Annotated in this window: 15 protein-coding genes; 10 read left to right on the top strand and 5 right to left on the bottom strand. The window is 71.9% G+C overall.

What is annotated here, in order from left to right:
* The first annotated feature begins 285 nt into the window (after positions 1-285).
* The 5 genes from ACZ7P3_RS25375 to ACZ7P3_RS25355 are packed head-to-tail and all read left to right on the top strand — an operon-like array spanning position 286 to position 7,637.
* Complete coding sequence (locus tag ACZ7P3_RS25375; protein ID WP_472085333.1) at positions 286-1,548, top strand: phenylacetate--CoA ligase family protein; 1,263 nt, start codon at positions 286-288, stop codon at positions 1,546-1,548.
* A complete protein-coding gene (locus tag ACZ7P3_RS25370) occupies positions 1,545-2,840 on the top strand; it encodes an MFS transporter (RefSeq protein ID WP_472085332.1) in 1,296 nt (431 codons plus the stop codon). The genes ACZ7P3_RS25375 and ACZ7P3_RS25370 overlap by 4 nt, the downstream gene beginning before the upstream one ends.
* A complete protein-coding gene (locus tag ACZ7P3_RS25365; RefSeq protein ID WP_472085331.1) occupies positions 2,837-3,973 on the top strand; it encodes a GNAT family N-acetyltransferase in 1,137 nt (378 codons plus the stop codon). Before ACZ7P3_RS25370 ends, ACZ7P3_RS25365 begins: the two co-directional genes overlap by 4 nt.
* A complete protein-coding gene (locus ACZ7P3_RS25360) occupies positions 3,970-5,136 on the top strand; it encodes a LuxE/PaaK family acyltransferase (protein ID WP_472085330.1) in 1,167 nt (388 codons plus the stop codon). Before ACZ7P3_RS25365 ends, ACZ7P3_RS25360 begins: the two co-directional genes overlap by 4 nt.
* Complete coding sequence (locus ACZ7P3_RS25355) at positions 5,133-7,637, top strand: acyl-CoA reductase (protein ID WP_472085329.1); 2,505 nt, start codon at positions 5,133-5,135, stop codon at positions 7,635-7,637. Before ACZ7P3_RS25360 ends, ACZ7P3_RS25355 begins: the two co-directional genes overlap by 4 nt.
* 116 nt (positions 7,638-7,753) lie before the next feature.
* Here the strand turns inward: ACZ7P3_RS25355 and ACZ7P3_RS25350 are convergent, their stop codons facing one another.
* Positions 7,754-8,707 (bottom strand): hypothetical protein, encoded by a 954-nt coding sequence (locus tag ACZ7P3_RS25350; RefSeq protein WP_472085328.1) that lies wholly within the window; start codon positions 8,705-8,707, stop codon positions 7,754-7,756.
* A 208-nt stretch (positions 8,708-8,915) separates the two neighbouring features.
* Positions 8,916-9,875, bottom strand: coding sequence for a GlxA family transcriptional regulator (locus ACZ7P3_RS25345; protein WP_472085327.1), 960 nt, complete (start codon positions 9,873-9,875; stop codon positions 8,916-8,918).
* 144 nt (positions 9,876-10,019) lie between these two features.
* Between ACZ7P3_RS25345 and ACZ7P3_RS25340 the strand changes: the two genes are divergently transcribed.
* Positions 10,020-10,319 carry a putative quinol monooxygenase gene (locus tag ACZ7P3_RS25340; RefSeq protein WP_472085326.1) on the top strand — a complete coding sequence of 100 codons (300 nt, stop codon included), beginning with the start codon at positions 10,020-10,022 and terminating at the stop codon, positions 10,317-10,319.
* Between the two features lie 363 nt (positions 10,320-10,682).
* Here ACZ7P3_RS25340 and ACZ7P3_RS25335 read toward each other — a convergent pair whose 3' ends face one another.
* The gene (locus ACZ7P3_RS25335) at positions 10,683-11,930 is read right to left on the bottom strand and encodes a PP2C family protein-serine/threonine phosphatase (protein ID WP_472085325.1); all 1,248 of its coding nucleotides are present in this window, start codon (positions 11,928-11,930) and stop codon (positions 10,683-10,685) included.
* A 291-nt stretch (positions 11,931-12,221) separates the two neighbouring features.
* Complete coding sequence (locus ACZ7P3_RS25330; RefSeq protein ID WP_472085324.1) at positions 12,222-13,610, bottom strand: FAD-dependent monooxygenase; 1,389 nt, start codon at positions 13,608-13,610, stop codon at positions 12,222-12,224.
* 107 nt (positions 13,611-13,717) lie between these two features.
* On the opposite strand from ACZ7P3_RS25330, the gene ACZ7P3_RS25325 reads away from it, so the two are divergent.
* Positions 13,718-14,314 carry a TetR/AcrR family transcriptional regulator gene (locus ACZ7P3_RS25325; RefSeq protein ID WP_472085323.1) on the top strand — a complete coding sequence of 199 codons (597 nt, stop codon included), beginning with the start codon at positions 13,718-13,720 and terminating at the stop codon, positions 14,312-14,314.
* A 12-nt stretch (positions 14,315-14,326) separates the two neighbouring features.
* Here the strand turns inward: ACZ7P3_RS25325 and ACZ7P3_RS25320 are convergent, their stop codons facing one another.
* Positions 14,327-15,442, bottom strand: a complete 1,116-nt coding sequence (locus ACZ7P3_RS25320; RefSeq protein WP_472085322.1) for a PP2C family protein-serine/threonine phosphatase — start codon at positions 15,440-15,442, stop codon at positions 14,327-14,329.
* Positions 15,443-15,708: 266 nt separating this feature from the next.
* On the opposite strand from ACZ7P3_RS25320, the gene ACZ7P3_RS25315 reads away from it, so the two are divergent.
* The 3 genes from ACZ7P3_RS25315 to ACZ7P3_RS25305 all read left to right on the top strand — a co-directional run bounded on the left by ACZ7P3_RS25315 (position 15,709) and on the right by ACZ7P3_RS25305 (position 18,600).
* A complete protein-coding gene (locus tag ACZ7P3_RS25315) occupies positions 15,709-16,056 on the top strand; it encodes a DUF1330 domain-containing protein (protein WP_472085321.1) in 348 nt (115 codons plus the stop codon).
* 211 nt (positions 16,057-16,267) lie between these two features.
* Complete coding sequence (locus tag ACZ7P3_RS25310; RefSeq protein ID WP_472085320.1) at positions 16,268-17,251, top strand: alpha/beta hydrolase; 984 nt, start codon at positions 16,268-16,270, stop codon at positions 17,249-17,251.
* On the top strand, positions 17,248-18,600 hold the full coding sequence (locus ACZ7P3_RS25305; RefSeq protein WP_472085319.1) for an aminotransferase-like domain-containing protein: 1,353 nt from the start codon (positions 17,248-17,250) through the stop codon (positions 18,598-18,600). Before ACZ7P3_RS25310 ends, ACZ7P3_RS25305 begins: the two co-directional genes overlap by 4 nt.
* The last annotated feature ends 274 nt before the right edge of the window (positions 18,601-18,874 follow it).

The raw sequence follows: 18,874 nt of genomic DNA, 5'->3' as shown, positions 1-18,874 counted from the left end.
AAAGGGGGTTCCGTGTGACGGTCGTCTCCGGTTCGGAGGGAACCGAAAGCAGCCGCAGCTCGTCCACTCGCGCGCCGAAGGACCCAGCTCACATGGCCAGTTAGCGCAAGCCCGTCCCGAATATTGAGATATCCTTCTGGTCCGGACGCCCCCGATCGCCGTGGGCGCACCGTTGATTCACATCGTCAACGACAAGGGCTTCCTCCGTTCCGGAGCCGGCCCCACTCGTCGTAACTGCCGTCGGCCTTTTCCCTTCCGGCGGTTCGCGCCTTCGAGCAGGAATTGATGCCCGTTCAACCACTCGCGGAGCTCATACGCTTCGTGCGCCACAACTCGCTTTTCTACCGTGGCCTCTACGCTCACCTTCCCAGCCATGTGGCAGACCTCACCGATCTTCCGGTGGTGCCACAAGCGGACTTCTGGCGGGCCAACTCGCCCCGCGACAACACCCTGCTGACCGCACCGCTCCACGAGGCGGTCGTCTTCCGCAGCGGTGGGACCACGGGGTCCCCGAAGTTCTCCTACTACACACGCACGGAGTGGCGGGAGTTCACCACGGCGTTCGGCGCCGGACTCGCCCATGCCGGGCTGCGCCCGGGCCACCGGGTCGCCGATCTCTTCTACGCGGGCGACCTGTACGCCAGTTTCAGCTTCGTCCTCGACTCGCTGCACCGGTCCCCGGTGGCCAACGTCCGCCTGCCCATCGGCGGCGCGGCGCCCTGGGAATCCACCGCGGCCACCTTGGAGGAGTTCCAGGTCCAGGTCGTTGCCGGAACGCCCACCACCCTGTGCTCCCTCGCCGAGCGCCTGACGTCCGCCGGCCGGTCGCTCCCGGACGTGGAGCTGCTGTTCTTCGGCGGCGAATGCCTCTTCGGCGACCAACTGCCCCTGCTGCAGGGCGCGTTCCCGAAGGCACAGGTACGCTCCCTGGGCTACGCGAGCGTGGACGCCGGGCTGCTCGGAGAGGCGGTGCCCGGCGGCGACCCGCGCGTGCACCGCGTGTTCACCCCGTACACCGTGGTCGAGATCCTCGACGACGAGACCGACCGGCCCGTCGACGGCGACGGCGTTCCGGGGCGGCTGGTCGTCACCGACCTGCGCAGACGGCTCATGCCGATACTGCGCTACCCGGCGGGTGACCGGGCCGAGTGGGTGGACCGGGACGCCGGGATCTTCCGCATCCTGGGCCGCGCCGAGGAGGGCGTGCGGGTGGGTCCCGTCTCCCTCTACACGCAGGACGTCCATGACATCGTCAAGGCCGCCGACACGGCCAACGAGGTGACGGGGCTGCAACTCGTGGTGCGCCGCAGCGACGGCCGGGACGGACTGGTGCTGCGGCTCGCGACGGGTGAACCCGGTGACGGGAACACCGCGTTGGCGGACGCCGTCGCCGACGCGGTCCTGGCACAGCGCCCGCTCTACCGGAGCGCGACCGCCGCCGGTCATGTGAACCCGCTCACCGTCCAATGGGTGCGGCACCAGGACCTGGCCGTGAACACCCGGTCGGGCAAGCTCATCCGCGTCGTCGACGAACGGCCCCACTCATGAACGCGGCGGGGTCACGCACACGCCGTCTGCCCCTGGTGCTGCGCAATCCGTCGTTCGGCCGGGTCTGGTCCGGTCAGCTCCTCACCCAGGCTGCGAGCCGGATGTTCCAGGTCGGCGCGGTCTGGTGGCTGGTCGGGTTCGCGGGCGGCCCGCACCGCGGGCTCGACTCGGGCCTGTTCCTCATGGTCAGCACGCTGCCCGCGGTCGCGCTCGCCCCCGTGGTCGCCCGCATCGTGGCACGTCACGCCCGTCGGACGGTGCTGGCCGGCGCCGCGGCCGTGGCCGGCGCGGTGGCCACGGTGGCTGCCGTCCTGGCGCAGGCCGGGGCGCTGCCGATGGCCGCGGTCTATGCGGTGGGGCTGGCGCTGGCGGCCTGTCAGGCGCTCTTCGATCCGTGTCTGACGACGTCCGTGCCGGAACTGGTCGAGGACGCCGACATCGAAGCGGCCACCGGATTCGAACTGTCCACCCAGTCGGTCGCGGGGCTCGGCGGAGGCCTGCTCGGCCCGCTCGCGGTCGACGCGGGCGGACTCGCGGGCGTCGTCGCCGCCTGCGCAGTCGCCTACCTGCTCGCCGCCCTGCTGGTCCGGTCGGCCCGCTTCCCGCACGCCGCGGCTCAGGCACGCGGACCGGAGGGCGATGAAGCACCCGCGTCCCGGTCGCTGCGCCAGGTCCTGGCCGGACTGCCGTTCATCCGCCGTGTGCTGGTCTGCTTCGCCGCCGCCAACGTCTTCACCACCGCCGTGTACGTCGTGATGCCGCTCTACACGCGGGGCGTGCTGCACTCCACCGGTTCGACCGTGGCCTCGCTGGAGGCGGCGCTCGGCGCGGGCACGCTCGTCGGGTCCTTCACCGGTGCCCGCGTTCCGGGGCGTCCCGTCACCGTGGGCAGCGTGAGTCTGCTCGTGATGGCCGCTGCCCTCGGGCTGCCGGGGCTGGTCGCCGGGCACGCCGTCGCGTTCGGTGCGCTGTGTGTCGTCGGCTGGTGCGTCGGCGTGATCGGCGTCCGGTTCGTCGCGCTGTTCCAGCGGCTGGTGCCCGCCGACGACAAGCCGGAGTTCTTCGCGGTCATGCAGGCGCTGCTCGGTGCCACGTTCCCCGTGGCCTCGCTCGTGTTCGGCGCGCTGGGTGACCATCTGACGGCCCGCACGCTCTGCCTGGTGCAGGGCGCGGGTCTGGTGCCGGTCGCGCTGGCGCTGTGGTGGGTCGGCGGCCGGACGGGCGCCGACGGACCCCGAGCGTCCGCCGCTCAGTCCCCGCAGCCCCTCGCCCGGGCGGGAGAAGCGTCATGAGCGTCGTCGTCTCCCCCGCCGCGGTCCAGGACATCGCGGAGCTGCGGCAGTTGTACTTCGAGGTGTACGGGCACGGCTACCCGGTACCGCTCGGCAGTGACCCGGCGGTCATGCGCCGTCTGATCACCGACGGCACCGCGTACTGGCTCACCGCCCGCACCGGGCGCGGGGACCTCGTCGGGTCCGCGGTCGTGCAGACCGATCCGGGCAGCAGTATCGGCAAGCTGGTCGGGCTCGCCGTGCATCCCGGCCACCGGGGCGGCGGGCTGGCCTCCCGGCTGACGGCTGCCGTGTGCGACGAGGCGTTCGCCACCGGCCGCCTCGACTCGGTGTACGCCACGGTCCGCGTCGTCACCGAGGGCCCTCAGAACGTCGTCGTGCGCAACGGTTTCCGGCCGCTCGGTCTGATGCCCAACGCGGTGGAGGTCGAGGGGTGCGAGAGCCTTGCGCTGTTCGCCCGCTACGCCGAGGGCGTGCTGGACCGCCGGGCACCCGTCGAGCGCGTGCCCGAGCGCCTGTCGGGACTGCTGTCCGCCGCCTCCGGCGGAATCGGCATCGACTACGCCGGCACGGACCGCGTCCCCGGGTGCGCGGCGGCCCGCTCCGCCTCCGGTGCCGCCCCCATCGAGCTGATCGTCGCCCCGACCTTCGTCCGCCGCCGCTTCCTGGAGCGTTTTCCCGACGCGGGCGACCGCTTCTTCCCGCTGCACACGCCGAACGCGCTCCTGGTCGCGGCCGACGGTGGCTTCGAGGCGTACGCCGACCTCGACCCGGTGGCGGGCAGCTGCGCCCTGGTCGCCGTTCATCCACGCCCGGCCGCGGTGGCCGGCGCCCTGGAGGCGCTGATGACCATGGTCACCCGGGCCGGGGCGGACTACGCCGAGACGCTGCTCCCGCTGGCCGACACCGAGGCCCTGGAGGTCTTCCTCGCCTCGGGGTTCGTGCCGAGCGCGGTCTATCCGGCGATGCGCCGGATCCACGACCGCTTCCACGACTACGTGGTGCTCTCCCGCACCAGCCGCCAGATCGACTTCCGGACGACGGCCGTCAGCCCCTTGCTGCAGCCGTACCTCGGCGCCTACCTGAGCGCCTGGACCGCCACCTATCTGCCCCTTCACGAGGTGTCCCGATGAACCCCCATCTCGCTCCGGTCGAGGTCCCCGACCCGGCGGCGCTCAGCCATGTGCAGCGGCTGTGCGACCTGGCGGAGCCGTACGCGGCCGGCCCCGGCACCGACGAACTCTTCGCCGCGGCGATGGCCGAGACCCATGCCTGGCACGCCCGCCGCTCCCCGTTCTTCGCCGCCCTGCTCCAGGAGCCGCCCGAGGATCCGGCGCCCACGATCGGCGACGGCGTGCGCACCCCGCTCGTGCCCGCCGTCTTCTTCAAACGCCACGAGGTGCTGTCCGTCCCCCGCGACGAGGTGTTCCTGCATCTGACCTCCTCGGGTACCACCGGCCAGAAGTCGCAGATGTTCTTCGACGAGTGGACGATCCGCTCGGCGCAGCGCATGGTCGCCCGGATCTTCGACCACTACGGCTGGATCACCCCCGACCAGCCGGTCAACTACCTGCTCTACAGCTACGAGCCCGCGCCGTCGCTGAAGCTGGGCACCTCGTTCACCGACAACTACCTGTGCGACTTCGCCCCGGCCCGGCACACCACGCACGCGCTGCGGCACACCGGTTCCGGCCACGAGTTCGACGTGCACGGCTGTATCGCGGCGCTCCAGCGGTACGCGGAGGACGACGTGCCGGTGCGCATCCTGGGCTTCCCGGCCTTCCTGTACTTCACCCTGGAGCGGATGAAGGCGATGGGGATGCCGCCGCTGAGGCTGCCCGAGGGATCGCTGGTGGTGCTCGGCGGCGGCTGGAAGGGCCACGCCGACCGCCAGATCGGCAAGGACGACTTCTGTGCCGAGGTCTCCGAGCGCCTCGGCATTCCGGGCGACCGCATCCGCGACACCTTCGGCTCCGTCGAGCACTGCGTGCCGTACGTCGAGTGCGCACACCACCGGCTGCACGTGCCGGTGTGGTCGCGCGCGGCGGTCCGCGACACCGGGACGCTGCGCCCGCTGCCCTACGGAGAGCGCGGCTTCCTTCACCTGGTCAGCCCGTACATCACCTCCGTTCCCGCGCAGAGCGTCGTGATGGGCGACCTCGCCTCGCTGCACCCGGGCGAGGACTGCCCCTGCCCGCTGTCCACCGACTGGTTCACCGTGCACGGCCGTGCCGGGGTGAGCCGCAACCGCAGTTGCGCGGTCGCCGCTGCCGAACTGATGAAGGGAATGTCGTGACCACCTCCGCACTCCACCTCTGGCAGGGCGAGTTCATCGACGACGCCGAGGCCGGCCGACGGCTCGCCGGGCTCGCGGAGTCGACCGCGCGGGTCCTGGCCTGTCCGCTGCCCACCGACGTGGTGCTCGGCGCCTGCGCCGCGGTCGGCCGTGACCTGGCCGATCCCGGCTCCGCCCTGTACGGCCGGCTGGCCCGACAGCTGCCCGCCGCCGAGGCCGCCGCCACCTTGGCCGAGCTGGCCGGCGCGCTCACCCGGCAGGCGCTGGAACGCAAGCTGCGCCGGGAGCTGGGCGGCCTGCGGCCGGAACGGCTGACCCGGCCGGACGGCCGCGAGACGGTGTACGAGTCCTGGGCGCCCGTGGGCCTGCTGGTGCACATCGCGCCCGGCAACGCCGCCGCCGTGGCACCGCTGAGCGTCGTCGAGGGCCTGCTGGCCGGCAACGTCAACGTCCTGAAGACGAGCAGCTCCGACACCGCACTCGCCCAGGACCTGCTCGCCGCCCTCGGGGACGCCGACCCGACCGGTCTGATCTCCCAGCGTGTGGTGGCCCTCCGCTTCCCGTCCTCGCGCCAGGACTGGATCCGGACGCTGTGCGGGCAGGCCGACGCGATCGCCGCCTGGGGCGGCGAGGACGCCCTGCGCGCGGTGAGCGAATGCGCACCGCCGGGCTGCCGGGTCGTCGAGTGGGGGCACCGGATCTCCTTCGCCTATCTGACCGCGGAAGCGGCGGCCGACGACGCCGTGCTCGACGCGCTCGCCGAGGATGTCTGCCGCTTCGAACAGCAGGCCTGCTCCAGCCCGCAAGTGGTCTATCTCGACACCCCGGACGCCGCGGAGGTCTTCGCGTGCGCCGAGCGGTTCGCCGAGCGGCTGGCGAAGGTCTCGGACGCCCGGCGCGCGCCGCTGCCCGGACCGGCCGAGCAGGCGGAGATCACCACCGTGCAGCAGCTAGCCCGGCTGGAACAACACCTCGGTCTCACCCGCGTGTTCGCCGCCGACGACGGTTCATGGCGGGTCATGGCGGACACCCGGCCCGCGCTGGACGCCTCCCCGCTGCACCGCAGTGTCTGGGTGAAGCCCCTCCCCCGGCACGCGGTCACGGCGACTCTGCGGCCGATGCGCCGTTTTCTGCAGACCGCGGCCGTCGGCGGCAGCCCGGCGGACGTGGCCGAGCTGTCTCGCGCCCTCTTCGCCGCGGGGGTCACCCGGGTCACCCCGGTCGGCTCCATGCTCGAGGGCTACGAGGGCGAACCGCACGACGGGGTCTACGCGTTGCAGCGCTACAGCCGCCGGGTGAGCGTACGCGCGCCGGGTACGGAGTTCGGTACCGTCGCCTGTCTGGACGACCTGGTGGCACCCCCGGTCCTGCCCCCGGCGCCCGAGGCGCCGCTGCTCGGCAAGGAAGGCGTGCAGCGCGCTCTCGCCTCGCTGGACCCGCGCCACGCCCACCTGTACTTCCGCAGCGGGGGTTCCACGGGCACACCCGCCCTGTCCGTGTTCACCTGCGACGACTACGACAACCAGATGCGCGCGGCGGCCGACGGACTGCTCGCCGCGGGCTTCGACCCGGCCCGTGACCGGGCCGCCAACCTGTTCTACTGCGGCGGGATGTACGGGAGCTTCATCAGCTTCTTCTCCATTCTGGAACGCCTGAACGCCACCCAGATCCCGATGGCCGCGGGCCCCGACCACGCCATGACCGCCGAAGCGCTGGTCACCCACGGGGCGGACACCGTGTTCGGCATGCCGTCCTACCTGTGGCAGCTGTTCCACGCCGAGGCGGACCGGCTGCGTGCCTACGGCGGGATCAGGAAGGTGTTCTACGGCGGAGAGCACTTCACCACCGAACAACGCCGTGTGCTGACCGAGGAGTTCGGCGTCGAGGTCATCCGGTCCGCCGCGTACGGCAGCACCGATCTGGGACCGCTGGGCTATCAGTGCACGGCCGGCCAGGGGTCGGTCCATCATGTGCTGACCGACCTGCACACCCTGGAGATCCTCGATCCGCACACGGACCGCCCGGTGGCACCGGGCGAGCCGGGACGGCTGGTCTTCACCTCCCGGGCCCGTGCCGGGCAGCGACTGGAGCGCTACGAGATCGGTGACCTGGGCCGTACGGTGGAGGGCAGGTGCGCGTGCGGCAGCCACGTGCCCCGGCTGGAACTGCTCGGGCGCTACGGCGACGTCGTGCGCGTCGGCACGTACTTCTTCAACTACCGGCGCATCCTGCGGGCCGTGCAGGAACGCCTCGGCTACCACGGTGAGATGCAGATGCTGGTCACGTCAGGCTCCGGCCGGGAAGTGCTGACGGTCCGGCTCGACGACGAGTACGCGAGCGAGCCCGAAGCCGCACGGGAAGCCCTCGTCGCCGAGGTGACGGAGCTGGCCTCGGCCGAGGCGGAGGGCCTGCTGGCCTTCGCCGTGGAAAGCGTGCGCAGGGAGCGGTTCGAGCGCACCGCGACCAGCGGCAAGCTGCGCACGGTCATCGATCTGCGCTAGCCGCTCGTCCTGCCGGCGCGGCACCACGAGGGGCGGCGGGCAGTGCTCCGCCGCCCCTCCACACACATACGCCCACCTCGGCCGGTTCCTTCAGCCGATGGTCGTCGACACCCTGTTCAGGGGCCTTCGGGCACGAGATTGTTCGCGCTGAGCAGGTTGCCGGCGGCCGGAGAGCCGATCGACTTGCGCAGTGCTCCGATGCCCGGATCGCGGACGGACACGGTCAGGGTGTAGGCCGGCTGCCCGGTGATGGTGTTCGAGGAGTCGATCGGGGTCTGGAGCCCCTTCATCACGGCGTTGCCGTCGTAGCCGGGGCACATGGCCTGCACCGGCAGCGAGATCTCGGCGCTGCCGCCGCCGGTCAGGTCGATGTGCGCCTTGTCCGCGTGGCCGGTCTCTCCGGGGGAATTCCAGGTGACGGGAAGGCCGTGCGCGCCGCCGACCAGTCCGTCGGGGCCCTCGATCTCCACGGCGACTCCCTCACCGCCCAGGGTCCGGGACACCTTCAGGGACCCCTTCGGGCCCGGTGCGAAGAGCAGCTCGACGGTGAAGTGCCCGGGAGTGCGGCTGGACAACTCCTCATAGCCGTAGGCGCCGAGGTCGAGTTGCGGACCCGCATTCGAGCCGGTGGACCGCGCAGGTGAGGAGGCGGCTGCGGGGAGCGGGAAGTGGTGGTGGCCCTTGACTCCGCACTGGTCGCCGTCGGAGACCCCGCCTCCCGGCAGTGCCACGGCCTTCGCCGGGCCCGATGCCGGCGGCCCGCCCCAGGAGAACAGGTTCTGCTGGTAGGCGCCCACGAGCACCACGGCCGCCGCGGCCATCCACGGGACCGCCGCACGCGCCCTGTCACCGAACCCGCGCCTCTTCGGGACCGGGGCCTGCCGCTCCGCCCCGGGCACGTCCCGCAATCGCCGGTCGACCATCCTGGCCCGAGCCGACGGCTCCTTCGGTGCGGCAGCACCATCGCCCTCGGCGGCGTCCCGCAGGAACGCCGCCCACTGCTCGTCGGATATGGAGGAGTGCTCTTCCGATCCCCCGTCGGATCCTTCGGGCGGCGGGACGGTACTCACGGGCGAACCCTTCTGGGACAGGGCCGGGGCCCCTGGTGTTCTTGTCATGATGCCGCATGCCTCCGACTGGCCTCACCCCGGACCGAGTCGGCCTGCAGGAGGGCCTGCGGAAGGACTTGCGGAAGGACCTTCCGGGAGACTTGTGGGATGGCTTGCGGGAGGAGCTGTGGGACGACTTGTCGGAGGTCATCCGGCGGTCATCCGGCGGTCAGCGGCCCCGCAGGGCGCTGGTGGTCTCTCCCGTGCGCTTGCGCAGGAGGACACGCAGCGTGTTGGCGTGCTCGTAGCCGACTTTGCCGGCTATGACCTCCAGCGGCAGATCCGTGGTCCGCAGAAGGTGGGAGGCGCGCTCGACGCGCAGGTCCTGGACGAAGCCGACGGGCGACGTGCCGAGCGTGCGCCGCACGGCCCGCTGGAGTGTGCGCTCGCTGACGCCGATGGCCCGCGCTCCCTCGGCGATCGAGATCGGCTCGTCCAGGTGGACTCGCGCCCAGTGTTCGAAGGCCGCCAGCGTCGAATCGCTCTGCGCAAGCGCCGCGGAGATGGTGTACGCCGCCTGGGAGGGCCGCTCGTCCACCACGAGATAACGCGCGACAAGATCGGCCAGGGCCGGACTGCTCATCCGTACGATCGCGAGCGCCAGGTCGACGTGGCCGAACGCCGCCCCGGCCGTGATGACTCCGTCGGACGAGGCGACCATGCGCGTCTCGTCGACCGTGACCGCCGGATAGCGCTTGCGGAAGTACGGTGCGAGCCACCAACTCGTCGTGGCGCGACGCCCGTCGAGGACGCCCGACTCCGCCAGCAGGAAGGTGCCCGTGCAGGCGGACGCGACGGGCGTCCGGCGTTCGCGGGTGGCGGCCACCAGCCGCCTCACCGGCGCGGAGTCCGGCCCCGTGACATGAGCGATCAGGGCGTCGGGCCGCCGTTCGGCCAGTGCGGGTACCAGCAGCAGATCCGTGTGCCGTGCCGCGCCTACGGGGACGGTCTCGACCAGATGCCCCGCTCCCGTGCGGATCCTCCGGCGAAAGCCGATCTTGGTGACGTTCCAGGCGGGCGGCGGCTCGGGAAGCTCCCCCCGCATCGCGTTCGCCCCCTCGATCACATCGAGCAGGGCAGCGAGCCCGGAGTCGAAGACGCCGTCGTATGCCAGCACCGCTATATCCATGTCGGAAACGATATCGGACACGTCGTTTCCGACACTGGGGCGGGACGGCCGGAACGACCTAGATTCTCGGGTGTGCGGACGAGATCCGGTGCCCGGTACCGGCGTCGCACCTTCCCGAAAGACCTCACCACAGGAGTGCACACCATGACGAAGCTGGGATTGCTGGCCCGGATCGAGGCCAAGCCCGAGTACGCCGAGAAGGTCGAGGCCCTGCTGCGTGACGCGGTGCAGCTCGCCCGGCAGGAGGACCGCACCGTCACCTGGTTCGCGTTCCGGCAGAGCGCCACCACCTTCGGCGTCTTCGACACCTTCGACGACGAGGAGGGACGTCAGGCACACCTCCAGGGTGCGATTGCCGCCGCGTTGAAGGACACCGCCGAGACCATGCTCAGTGAGGCCCCGGACATCCGGCCCGTCGACCTCCTGGCGGTCAAGCTCCCCTGATCCGGTGCGGCGCCGCCTGCGCGGCGGTGGCGACACGACCGGGCGGCAGCGCGCACACCGCGCTGCCGCCCGACAACCGACAACCGACAACCGACAACCGACAACCGACAACCGACAAGCAACAAGCAACAAGCAACACCCGGCACCCGGCACCCGGCACCCGACAGCCGGCACCCAACGCCCGACGGCCAACGCCCAACGCCCGACGGTGAGACCGACGCCAGATACGTGTCCTCCTCCGAGAAGGACGATGAGGAGGGCGTGACTGCAGGAGGCGGCGGACCGGCGTGATCACCGCCGGCATCGTCGGTCCGACAAGCCGTGTGGCACGTACATCGCCTGCGGGCGGTGCTTCGGGAGCCTTCAGTCCCGTTGGCGGAGTGTGTGACCCGGGCGATGGCACAGCCGGGCGGCCAGTACGGCGACGTCGTCCTCGGCCTCCCGCGCGTCGAGGCGAGCGATCACCGTGTCGAGGAGTTCCTCGACACTTGCGCCGGCCTCGAAGTCGATGCCGGCCAGCCGGTCCAGGGACCGGTCGATGTCCTCGCCGCGGTGCTCGACGAGTCCGTCGGTGAAGAGCATCAGCGTCTGGGTGGGGTCCAGCCGGCAGGTGGCCGGTTCATAGCCGCCCAGCCCGGTGCCGAGCGGAGGTCCGACCGGCACCGGCAGCAGCGAGGTGCCGCCCTCTCCGTCGATCAGGGCCGGAGGCAGATGGCCGGCGCTCGCCAGCGTCACCTGGCCGCGGTTGGGGTCGATCTGCGCGACCAGGCAGGTGGCGGGTCTGCGGTCCGGCTCCCTGGATGCCATGTCGTCGAGCTGGCGCAGCACGCGGTGCGGCGGCAGGTCGGCGGAGGCGATGTACCGCAGGGCCGAGCGGTAGGCGGTCATGTCGACGGCGGCGTCCAGCCCGTGCCCCATGACGTCGCCGACGACCAGCAGCGTCCGTCCGAAGTGCAGCCGCACCGTCTCGCACCAGTCACCGCCGACCAGCGCGCTCTGCCCCACGGGCAGGTAGCGGATGGCGACGTCCAGGTTCGGGTGCGGCCGGCCCGGTTCGGCGAGCAGGGCCCGCTGCAGCCTGCCGATGACACTGCTCACCGCGTCGTGTTCCCGGGCATGCCGGATGTGCGAGGCGGCGCGTTCGGCGAAGGACGCCATGAGCTCCGCCTCGGTGCCGGTGAAGGGCTCCCCCGCCCGGGCGCACACCATCACGCCGTACTCGTGCCCGCCGGTGGCCAGCGGCACCCAGAGCACGGACCGGTCGCCGCCGGACTCCAGATGCACGGGCCCGCGCTCCCGCGGTTCCGCGGCCTCGCGTGCCGCCGCCGTGATCTGCCGGACGTCGGGGAGCACCTCCCGGTTGCCGGTGACGGCCTCGTACTCCGAGTCGGCTTCGCGGCCGACGCGCAGCACCGCCGCCGCACCTCCCGCCTGCGCGACAGCCGCCCGCGTCAGTTCCGCGCAGGTCGTGTCCTCGTCGAGCGTCGTGCCTATCCGGGCCGCCGCGCGCAACGCCGCCAGGTCCACGCGCGGACGCGAGTCCTGGGCAGGCACGCCGCCGCCGACGGCGTCCACCGTCGACGGTCGAAATGGCTGGGACCAATCCACCACACCGAACACCCTAGACGGAGACGCCCCCGCAACACGCCATGACCACGCCAACGTGTTGCAGCGAAGAAGGCATTGAGCATCAGAACCGGAGACCGGCCCGAGCCGACGACGGCGGAGCACCGGAACCGGAGACCCGTGAGCCGACCACGGGCAGAACGCCGAAACCGGAAACCCGCGAGCCGACCACGACAGAACGGCGGAACCGGAAACCCGCGAGCCGACCACGGCAGAGCACTCGAGCCTGAAACCGGCCCGAGCCGGCGACGGTGTCTCGCTCGACGGGCGTCGGCGTCAGTCGGTGCGGGCGCCGATGTACCCGTCGGGCCGGATGACGACCGAGGTGCCGTCCGAGGCGTCGTATGCGGCGTGGGCGTGGCCCGCGACGTCGACGACGTAGGGGCCGGCCGAGGTCCGACCGGGGCGCAGCACCGCGTAGGCGTGCGGCTCGTCCGGGGCGGACGTGCCGAACGCCAGGCGGGTCGCGTGGGGGCCGCGATAGAGGTCGAAGAGCCGTGTCTCCTTGCCGTCCGGATCGGTGAGCGGCGCGTCCGGCGCACGGTCGCCGGGGACGATCCGGCCTTCGGACGTCCGGTAGGTGATGTCCAGCTGGCGAGTGCTCTCGTCGCGCTCGTGCGCGTCCTCGGCCTTGTCCTTGTGCCGTTGCAGCAGCTCCGAGGAGATGCGCAGGACCCGCTCCGCGGTGGCGCGTCGCTCCGTTTCGTAGCTGTCGAGGAACTCGGGCGAGCCGTCGGCCAGTTTCCAGCCCAGGTTGTACGCGTCCTGCACGCCGGTGTTCAGACCTTGGCCGCCGGTGGGCGGATGCGCGTGGGCGGCGTCCCCGGCAAGGAACACCCGGCCCACCCGGAAGCGTTCGGCCAGCCGTACATTGGGGCGCCAGATGCTCGACCAGGCCGGCCGGCTCAGCCGGACGCCCGGGACGAACCCGTCCAGGATGCCCTGGAGCGTTTCCAGGGAGGCGTCGGTCACGCCCTCGGGCAGCGGCGCATGGAACTGGAAGAGCCGGTCCGTGTCCGGCAGCGGGCTCAGATGGACGCCGTACATCGGGTCCCCCGCGTGGGCGAACCAGTGCCCCCACCCGTGGTCCAGCCCGTCCGCGGCCACATCCCCGATCAGCATCCGCATGGCCTCGTCCGTCGTCCCCGTGAAGGGAATGCCAAGGGCCTTGCGGACGGTGCTGCCCGCCCCGTCGGCGCCCACCAGGTAGCCGGCGCGCACGGTTTCCCCGGTCGACAGGCGGACGGTCACCCCGTCGGCGTCCTGTACGAAGTCGACCAGTGCTGTGCCGAGTTCGGCCCGGACTCCGAGTCCGGCGAGCCTGTCCCGCAGGACGGCCTCGGTCTGCGACTGGCCGAGGATCCACGCGTTCGGGTACGGCACGTCGGGGCTCGGCGGAACGGGCTCCGCCAGGCGCCGGTCCATGACGTGGGCCCCGTCGAGGTGGACCCGCGTGGTGGGCACCGGGGACCCCTGCCGCAGTACCGCGTCCAGGACGCCGAGGTCCTCGAACACTTCGAGCGTGCGCGGCTGGAGGGTGTCCCCCCGCGAACCGGCGAAGTGCCGGTCCGCCTTGTCGACCACGCGCACGTCGAGCCCGCGCCGCGCCAGGTCGATGCCGAGAGTCAGTCCGGTCGGACCGGCTCCCGCGATGATCACGTGCATGCTTCCCCCACTCGCTCCTGTTTCATGAATCCAGATTCACTGAATCATTATTCACTGAATCTGGATTCATCTTGACCGTTGATACGGTTCCCGTCAAGGGAGGTTCCGTGAAGCGCAAGGACAGAGCGGCGGAGACCGAGGCCGCACTGAAGGCAGCGGCCAAGCGGGTGTTCGCCGAGCGCGGCTATCCGGCCACGAAGATCAGCGACATCACCGCCGAAGCCGGCCGCGCGGCGGGCTCCTTCTACAACCACTTCAGCAGCAAGGAGGCCTTGCTCGAGGCGCTGATGCACGACATGGCGGCCGAGTCCGACACGGTTGCCGCCGAGCCGGGGCACCTGGGGGACTTCACCGACCCCGAGGCCGTCCGGCAGCACGTCACGGTCTACATCCGCCTCTACCGGGACCACATCGGCACGATCCGCGCCATGCAGCAGGCCGCGCTGGTCAGCGATGACTTCGCCGCCACCGTGGACCGCTACTCCGCCGTCGAGACGGACGACATCCTGGACCACGTCACGGCCGTGACCGACGCCGGACGCACCCTGCCCGCCCCACCGGAGATCGCCGTCCGCATGGCGTTCGGGCTCGTCCACTCCTTCCTGCAGAACTGGCGGCAGCAGTTCGACGCCCTGACCGACGAGCAGCTGACCGAGGCCCTCACCCGCTTCGTCTACCGCGGCCTCAACGGGCGCGACTACTGACACCGCGGACCGCTAGGCGGAACGCTCCTGCCCCCGGAGGTTCCGGTACCGCACGGCGAGGGCCGCGATGTCGTCGTCGAGTCTCCCGCCGCCGTAGTGCAGCAGGTCCCGGTGAAGCCGTTCCAGCAGCTCACGGGGCGGCGCCGGGCCGAGCTGCCGCATCCAGTCCGGCAGCGGGAAGAACGCGCCGTCGCGGTCCCGGGTCTCCGTCACGCCGTCGGTGTACAGCAGCATCTGGTCGCCCTCGCCGAAGGGGACGGTGTCGACGCTGTAGTGGTCTCCTAGGAGCATCGCGAGGTTGAGGGGCGGCGAGGGCCTGCTGGACTCGAGGACACGGATCTCCCCGCGCCGCACGAGCAGGGGCGGCGGATGCCCGCAGTTGAGAATTCTGACCTGCCCACCGCCGGACGGGATCTCGGCGATCAGTGCGGTGGCGAAGTACTCCGGCTGGTCCGGGGCGGGAGTCGCGAGGCTGTAGCGGACCATGCTCGCCTCCAGGCGGTGGATGATGCCGCGCAGGTCGGGCTGGTCGTACGCGCTCTCCCGGAAGCAGTTGATCACCGCCGAGGCCGCTCCCACCGCCGGGAGCCCCTTGCCGCGCACGTCGCCGATGAGCAGCCGCACCCCGTACGGCGTGTCGGCCGCTTCATAGAAGTCACCTCCGATCCGGGCCTGCTCCTGGGCCGCCAGATACAGGGACTCGATCTCGACGTTCTGGATGCGGGGCGGCAGCGGGCGCAGCAACACCTTCTGCGCCGCGTCGGCGACGAGCCGGACCTGGAAGAGCATCTCCTCGCGCTGGAGTCGAAGATGGCTGGCGTAGGCGGCCGCCAAGGTGACCGCCACGATCGCGGCAGCCGTGTACGGCGTCCCCAGATCGGAGTAGACGAGGCTGAGCCCGATCATGACCAGCAAGGCGAACACCCCCAGCAGGATCGTCGGGACAACGGGCCACAGCGCGGCCGCGAGGGCGGGCGCCGCGGGCAGGAGGCGGCTGAAGGCGATCTCTCTGGGGGTGGCGAATGCCAGGCCGGTGACGAGGACGGTCAGGATCACCGGTGACAGCAGTACGGCTTCCCGTCGGCCACCGTATGGAGAGCGGCGGCGGTGCCGTCCTGGCCTGATCACAAAATGCATCTTATCGATACGAATCGGGCGTCGTGCTGCAATGACCCGTCTCCGGTGCCCGAGGCCCCGCGCGGAGTGCCGCACCGGACGAGCGCGCTCCCCGCTCCTCCCCGCTCCTCCCCCGCTCCGCTTCCCTCCTTCTTCGCTCCTCCACCGCTCCTCTTCTCCGCCCCGGCGCGGGTTGCATTACCTGCCACGTCATCGACCGCCCCGCGTCCCGGAGGCAGGATCGTGGACGTCAAGAGCCGGTCGGCCGGAAGGATGCCATGTCCGCCTACGCGATAGCCCATCTGCAGGACGCCGCCCCCCACCCGGAGATCGCCGAGTACATCGCCGGCGTCACCGCGACGTTCGAACCGTACGGCGGCCGCTTCCTGGTGCACGGCGCGCAGCACGAGGTGCGGGAGGGCACCTGGCCCGGGCACGTCGTGGTGATCGGTTTTCCGTCGATCGACGACGCGCGGGCCTGGTGGGACTCGGCCGCGTACCAGGACATCGCGCCGCTGCGCTCGCGGCACATCGAGGGCGACATCATCCTGGTGCCCGGCGTGGGCGAGGGCTACGACGCGGCGTCCACCGCCGAGGCCATGCTGGAGACAGTGCCCGCCGGCTGAGTCCGCCGGCCCCCTGGCCTCCCGATGCGGACCGGCGCCCCTGGGGCAGCTCCCCTGCGGCAGAGGGCAGCGGGTCCTCGGCACCGCGGCTCCGGACCGGCGAGCGGTGGTATTTCGCTGCCAAAGCGCCGCCGGTCCTCATGGACACGGGTGGGACCGGGCGTGTGGGCTGGAACAGTACGTTTCGAGCATCGCCCACCAGGAGGCTTTCGTGTCGCTGCACCCGCAGGTCGCCGCACTGCGCGCGCATCTGGTCGCCGCAGGGACCCGCCCGCTGTACACCCTCGACATCGACGAGGCACGAGCCGCCGACCTCGCCGCGGCGCGCGCTTCCGGCGGTGAGCCGGAAACCGTCGTCGCGGTCGTCGACGGCGAGTTCCCCGGCCCCGCGGGCAGCCTGCCGGTGCGTTTCTACCGCCCGCGCGCCGACGACACACCGCTGCCCGTGCTCTGCTACTTCTACGGCGGCGGCTGGACCCTGGGCAGTATCGACACCTGCGACGCGATCTGCCGACGGCTGGCCAACGCGACCGGCTGCCTGGTGGCCGCCACCGGCTACCGGCTCGCCCCGGAGAACCGGTACCCGGCCGCCGTGGAGGACTGCCGCGCCGCGGTGCGCTGGCTCGCCGCACACGCGCACCTGCACGGCGGCGACGGCAGCCGGCTCGCGGTCGGCGGCGACAGCGCGGGCGGCAATCTGGCGGCCGTGGTGTCGCTGCACGCCCGCGACCACGGCGGCCCGCCGATCGCGGCGCAGCTGCTGGTGTACCCCAACACCGACTGCCTGGCCGACACCGCGTCCCGGCGCGAGAACAGCGACGAGGTGTTCTTCAACCACCGCTCGGTGGACTGGTACTGGCGTCACTACCTGGCGGATCCGGCGCAGGGGCGCGAACCGTACGTCTCCCCGCTGCGCGCCGAGTCGCTGCACGGGCTGCCGCCCGCGCTGGTCATCACCGCCGAGTACGACCCCCTGCGCGACGAGGGGGAGAGTTACGCGCAGCGCCTGTCGGCGGAGGGTGTGGAGGCCCGGCTGAGCCGCTACGACGGCATGATCCACGGCTTCTTCGCCATGCGCGGCGTGCTCGACCCGGCCTCCGACGCCCTCGACGAGGCCGCCGCCTTCCTGCGCCGGCACCTCGCTCCCCCGCCCCCGCTGCGGGGCGCCGCGGACCCCGCGGAGGTGCGCGCATGACCTCGGCCCCGACGTTCCGCCCGGCACCGGAGGCGGGGTCCGACGTACGGCTCGACCTCGCCGACCTGCACGGCTCGCTGTCCGACCCGGTGCTGGACGCGATGAACTTCCTCAACGAGGTGGTCTCGCGCCACCCCGACGCGATCTCGTTCGCGCCCGGCCGGCCCTACGACGGACTGCTCGACCCGGCGGTGATCACCGACTGCCTCACCGCGTACACCGCCCAGCTGGCCGCCGAGGGCCACACCCCGGCGCAGATCCGCACCCGGCTGATGCAGTACGGCCCCACCGCCGGTTTCATCCGGGAACCGCTGGCCGCCGCGCTCATCCAGGACGAGGACATCCACGTCCCGCCCGAGTCCGTCGTCGTGACGGTCGGCGCGCAGGAGGCCATGGTGCTGACGCTGCGCGCGCTGTGCGCGGGCCCGCGGGACGCCCTGCTCGCCTCCTCTCCCTGCTACGTGGGCATCAGCGGAGCTGCCCGGCTGCTGGACATCCCCCTGGTCCCGGTGCCCGAGGGGGCGGACGGCGTGACGCCGGCCGGCCTCGTGGACGCGACGCGCCGGGCGCGGAAGGACGGGCTGCGTCCCCGGATGCTGTACGTCGTACCGGACTTCGCCAACCCGTCCGGGGTGTGCATGACGGTCGACGCCCGTCGCGGTCTGCTCGCGGCCGCCCGGCAGGAGGGGCTGCTGGTCGTGGAGGACAACCCGTACGGGATGTTCCGTGCCGACGAGCAGGACGTGCGGCCCACGCTCAAGGCGCTGGACACCGACCGCCGGGTGATCTACCTCGGCTCGCTGGCCAAGACGGGGTTCCCGGGCGCCCGCGTGGGCTATGTGGTCGCCGATCAGCCGGTCGTCGACTCCGCCGGGCGCGGCACGCTGCTCGCCGACCAGCTCGCCAAGATCAAGAGCATGACCACGGTCAACACCTCGGGGCTGGCCCAGGCGGTGATCGGCGGTCTGCTGGTCCGGCACGGATTCCGGGTGCGCCCGGCCGCGGAGCGGGGCGCGGAGTTCTACCGGGCGAACATGGCGCGGTTGCTCGACGCGCTCGACCGGCACCTGCCGCCAGCCGAGCGGCACCGCCTGGGTGTGTCCTGGAACCGGCCGGAGGGGGGCTTCTTCGTCGTCATGACCGTCCCCTTCGACGCCGACGAGGACGCGCTGGAGCGGTCCGCCCGTGGACACCGGGTGCTGTGGACCCCGATGAGCACCTTCTACGACGGCGCCGAGGGCGACCGGCGGCTGCGCCTGTCCTGGAGCGCGGTGCCTCCGGACCAGGTCGAGGAGGGCGTCGTGCGTCTGGTGCGGTTCATCCGGGAGTCCGCCGACGCGGCGGCCTGAACCGCCGCAGGACCGCCCGCCTCGCCCACTGAGCCACCACAGCCTGTCTCCTTCTCTCCCCCCGAGCCGACACCGCCCGCCTCCTTGAGCCCGCTGAGCCACCGCGGCGTGCCTCCGCGCCCGCCGGCGTCCCTCCATCGCCCACCGGCGCGCCTCCATTACCCACCGCGGCGTGCCTCCACCGCCCACCGCGCCGGCACAGCCCGCTCCTTGAGCCCGCTGACCGGGCCCCGCCCGCCCGCTGTGCCGACCGAGCTGCCGTGTCCCGCCCGTT

This window comes from Streptomyces sp. NPDC107581, from assembly GCF_055657175.1.
This window is presented reverse-complemented; position numbering and strand designations above follow the sequence as displayed.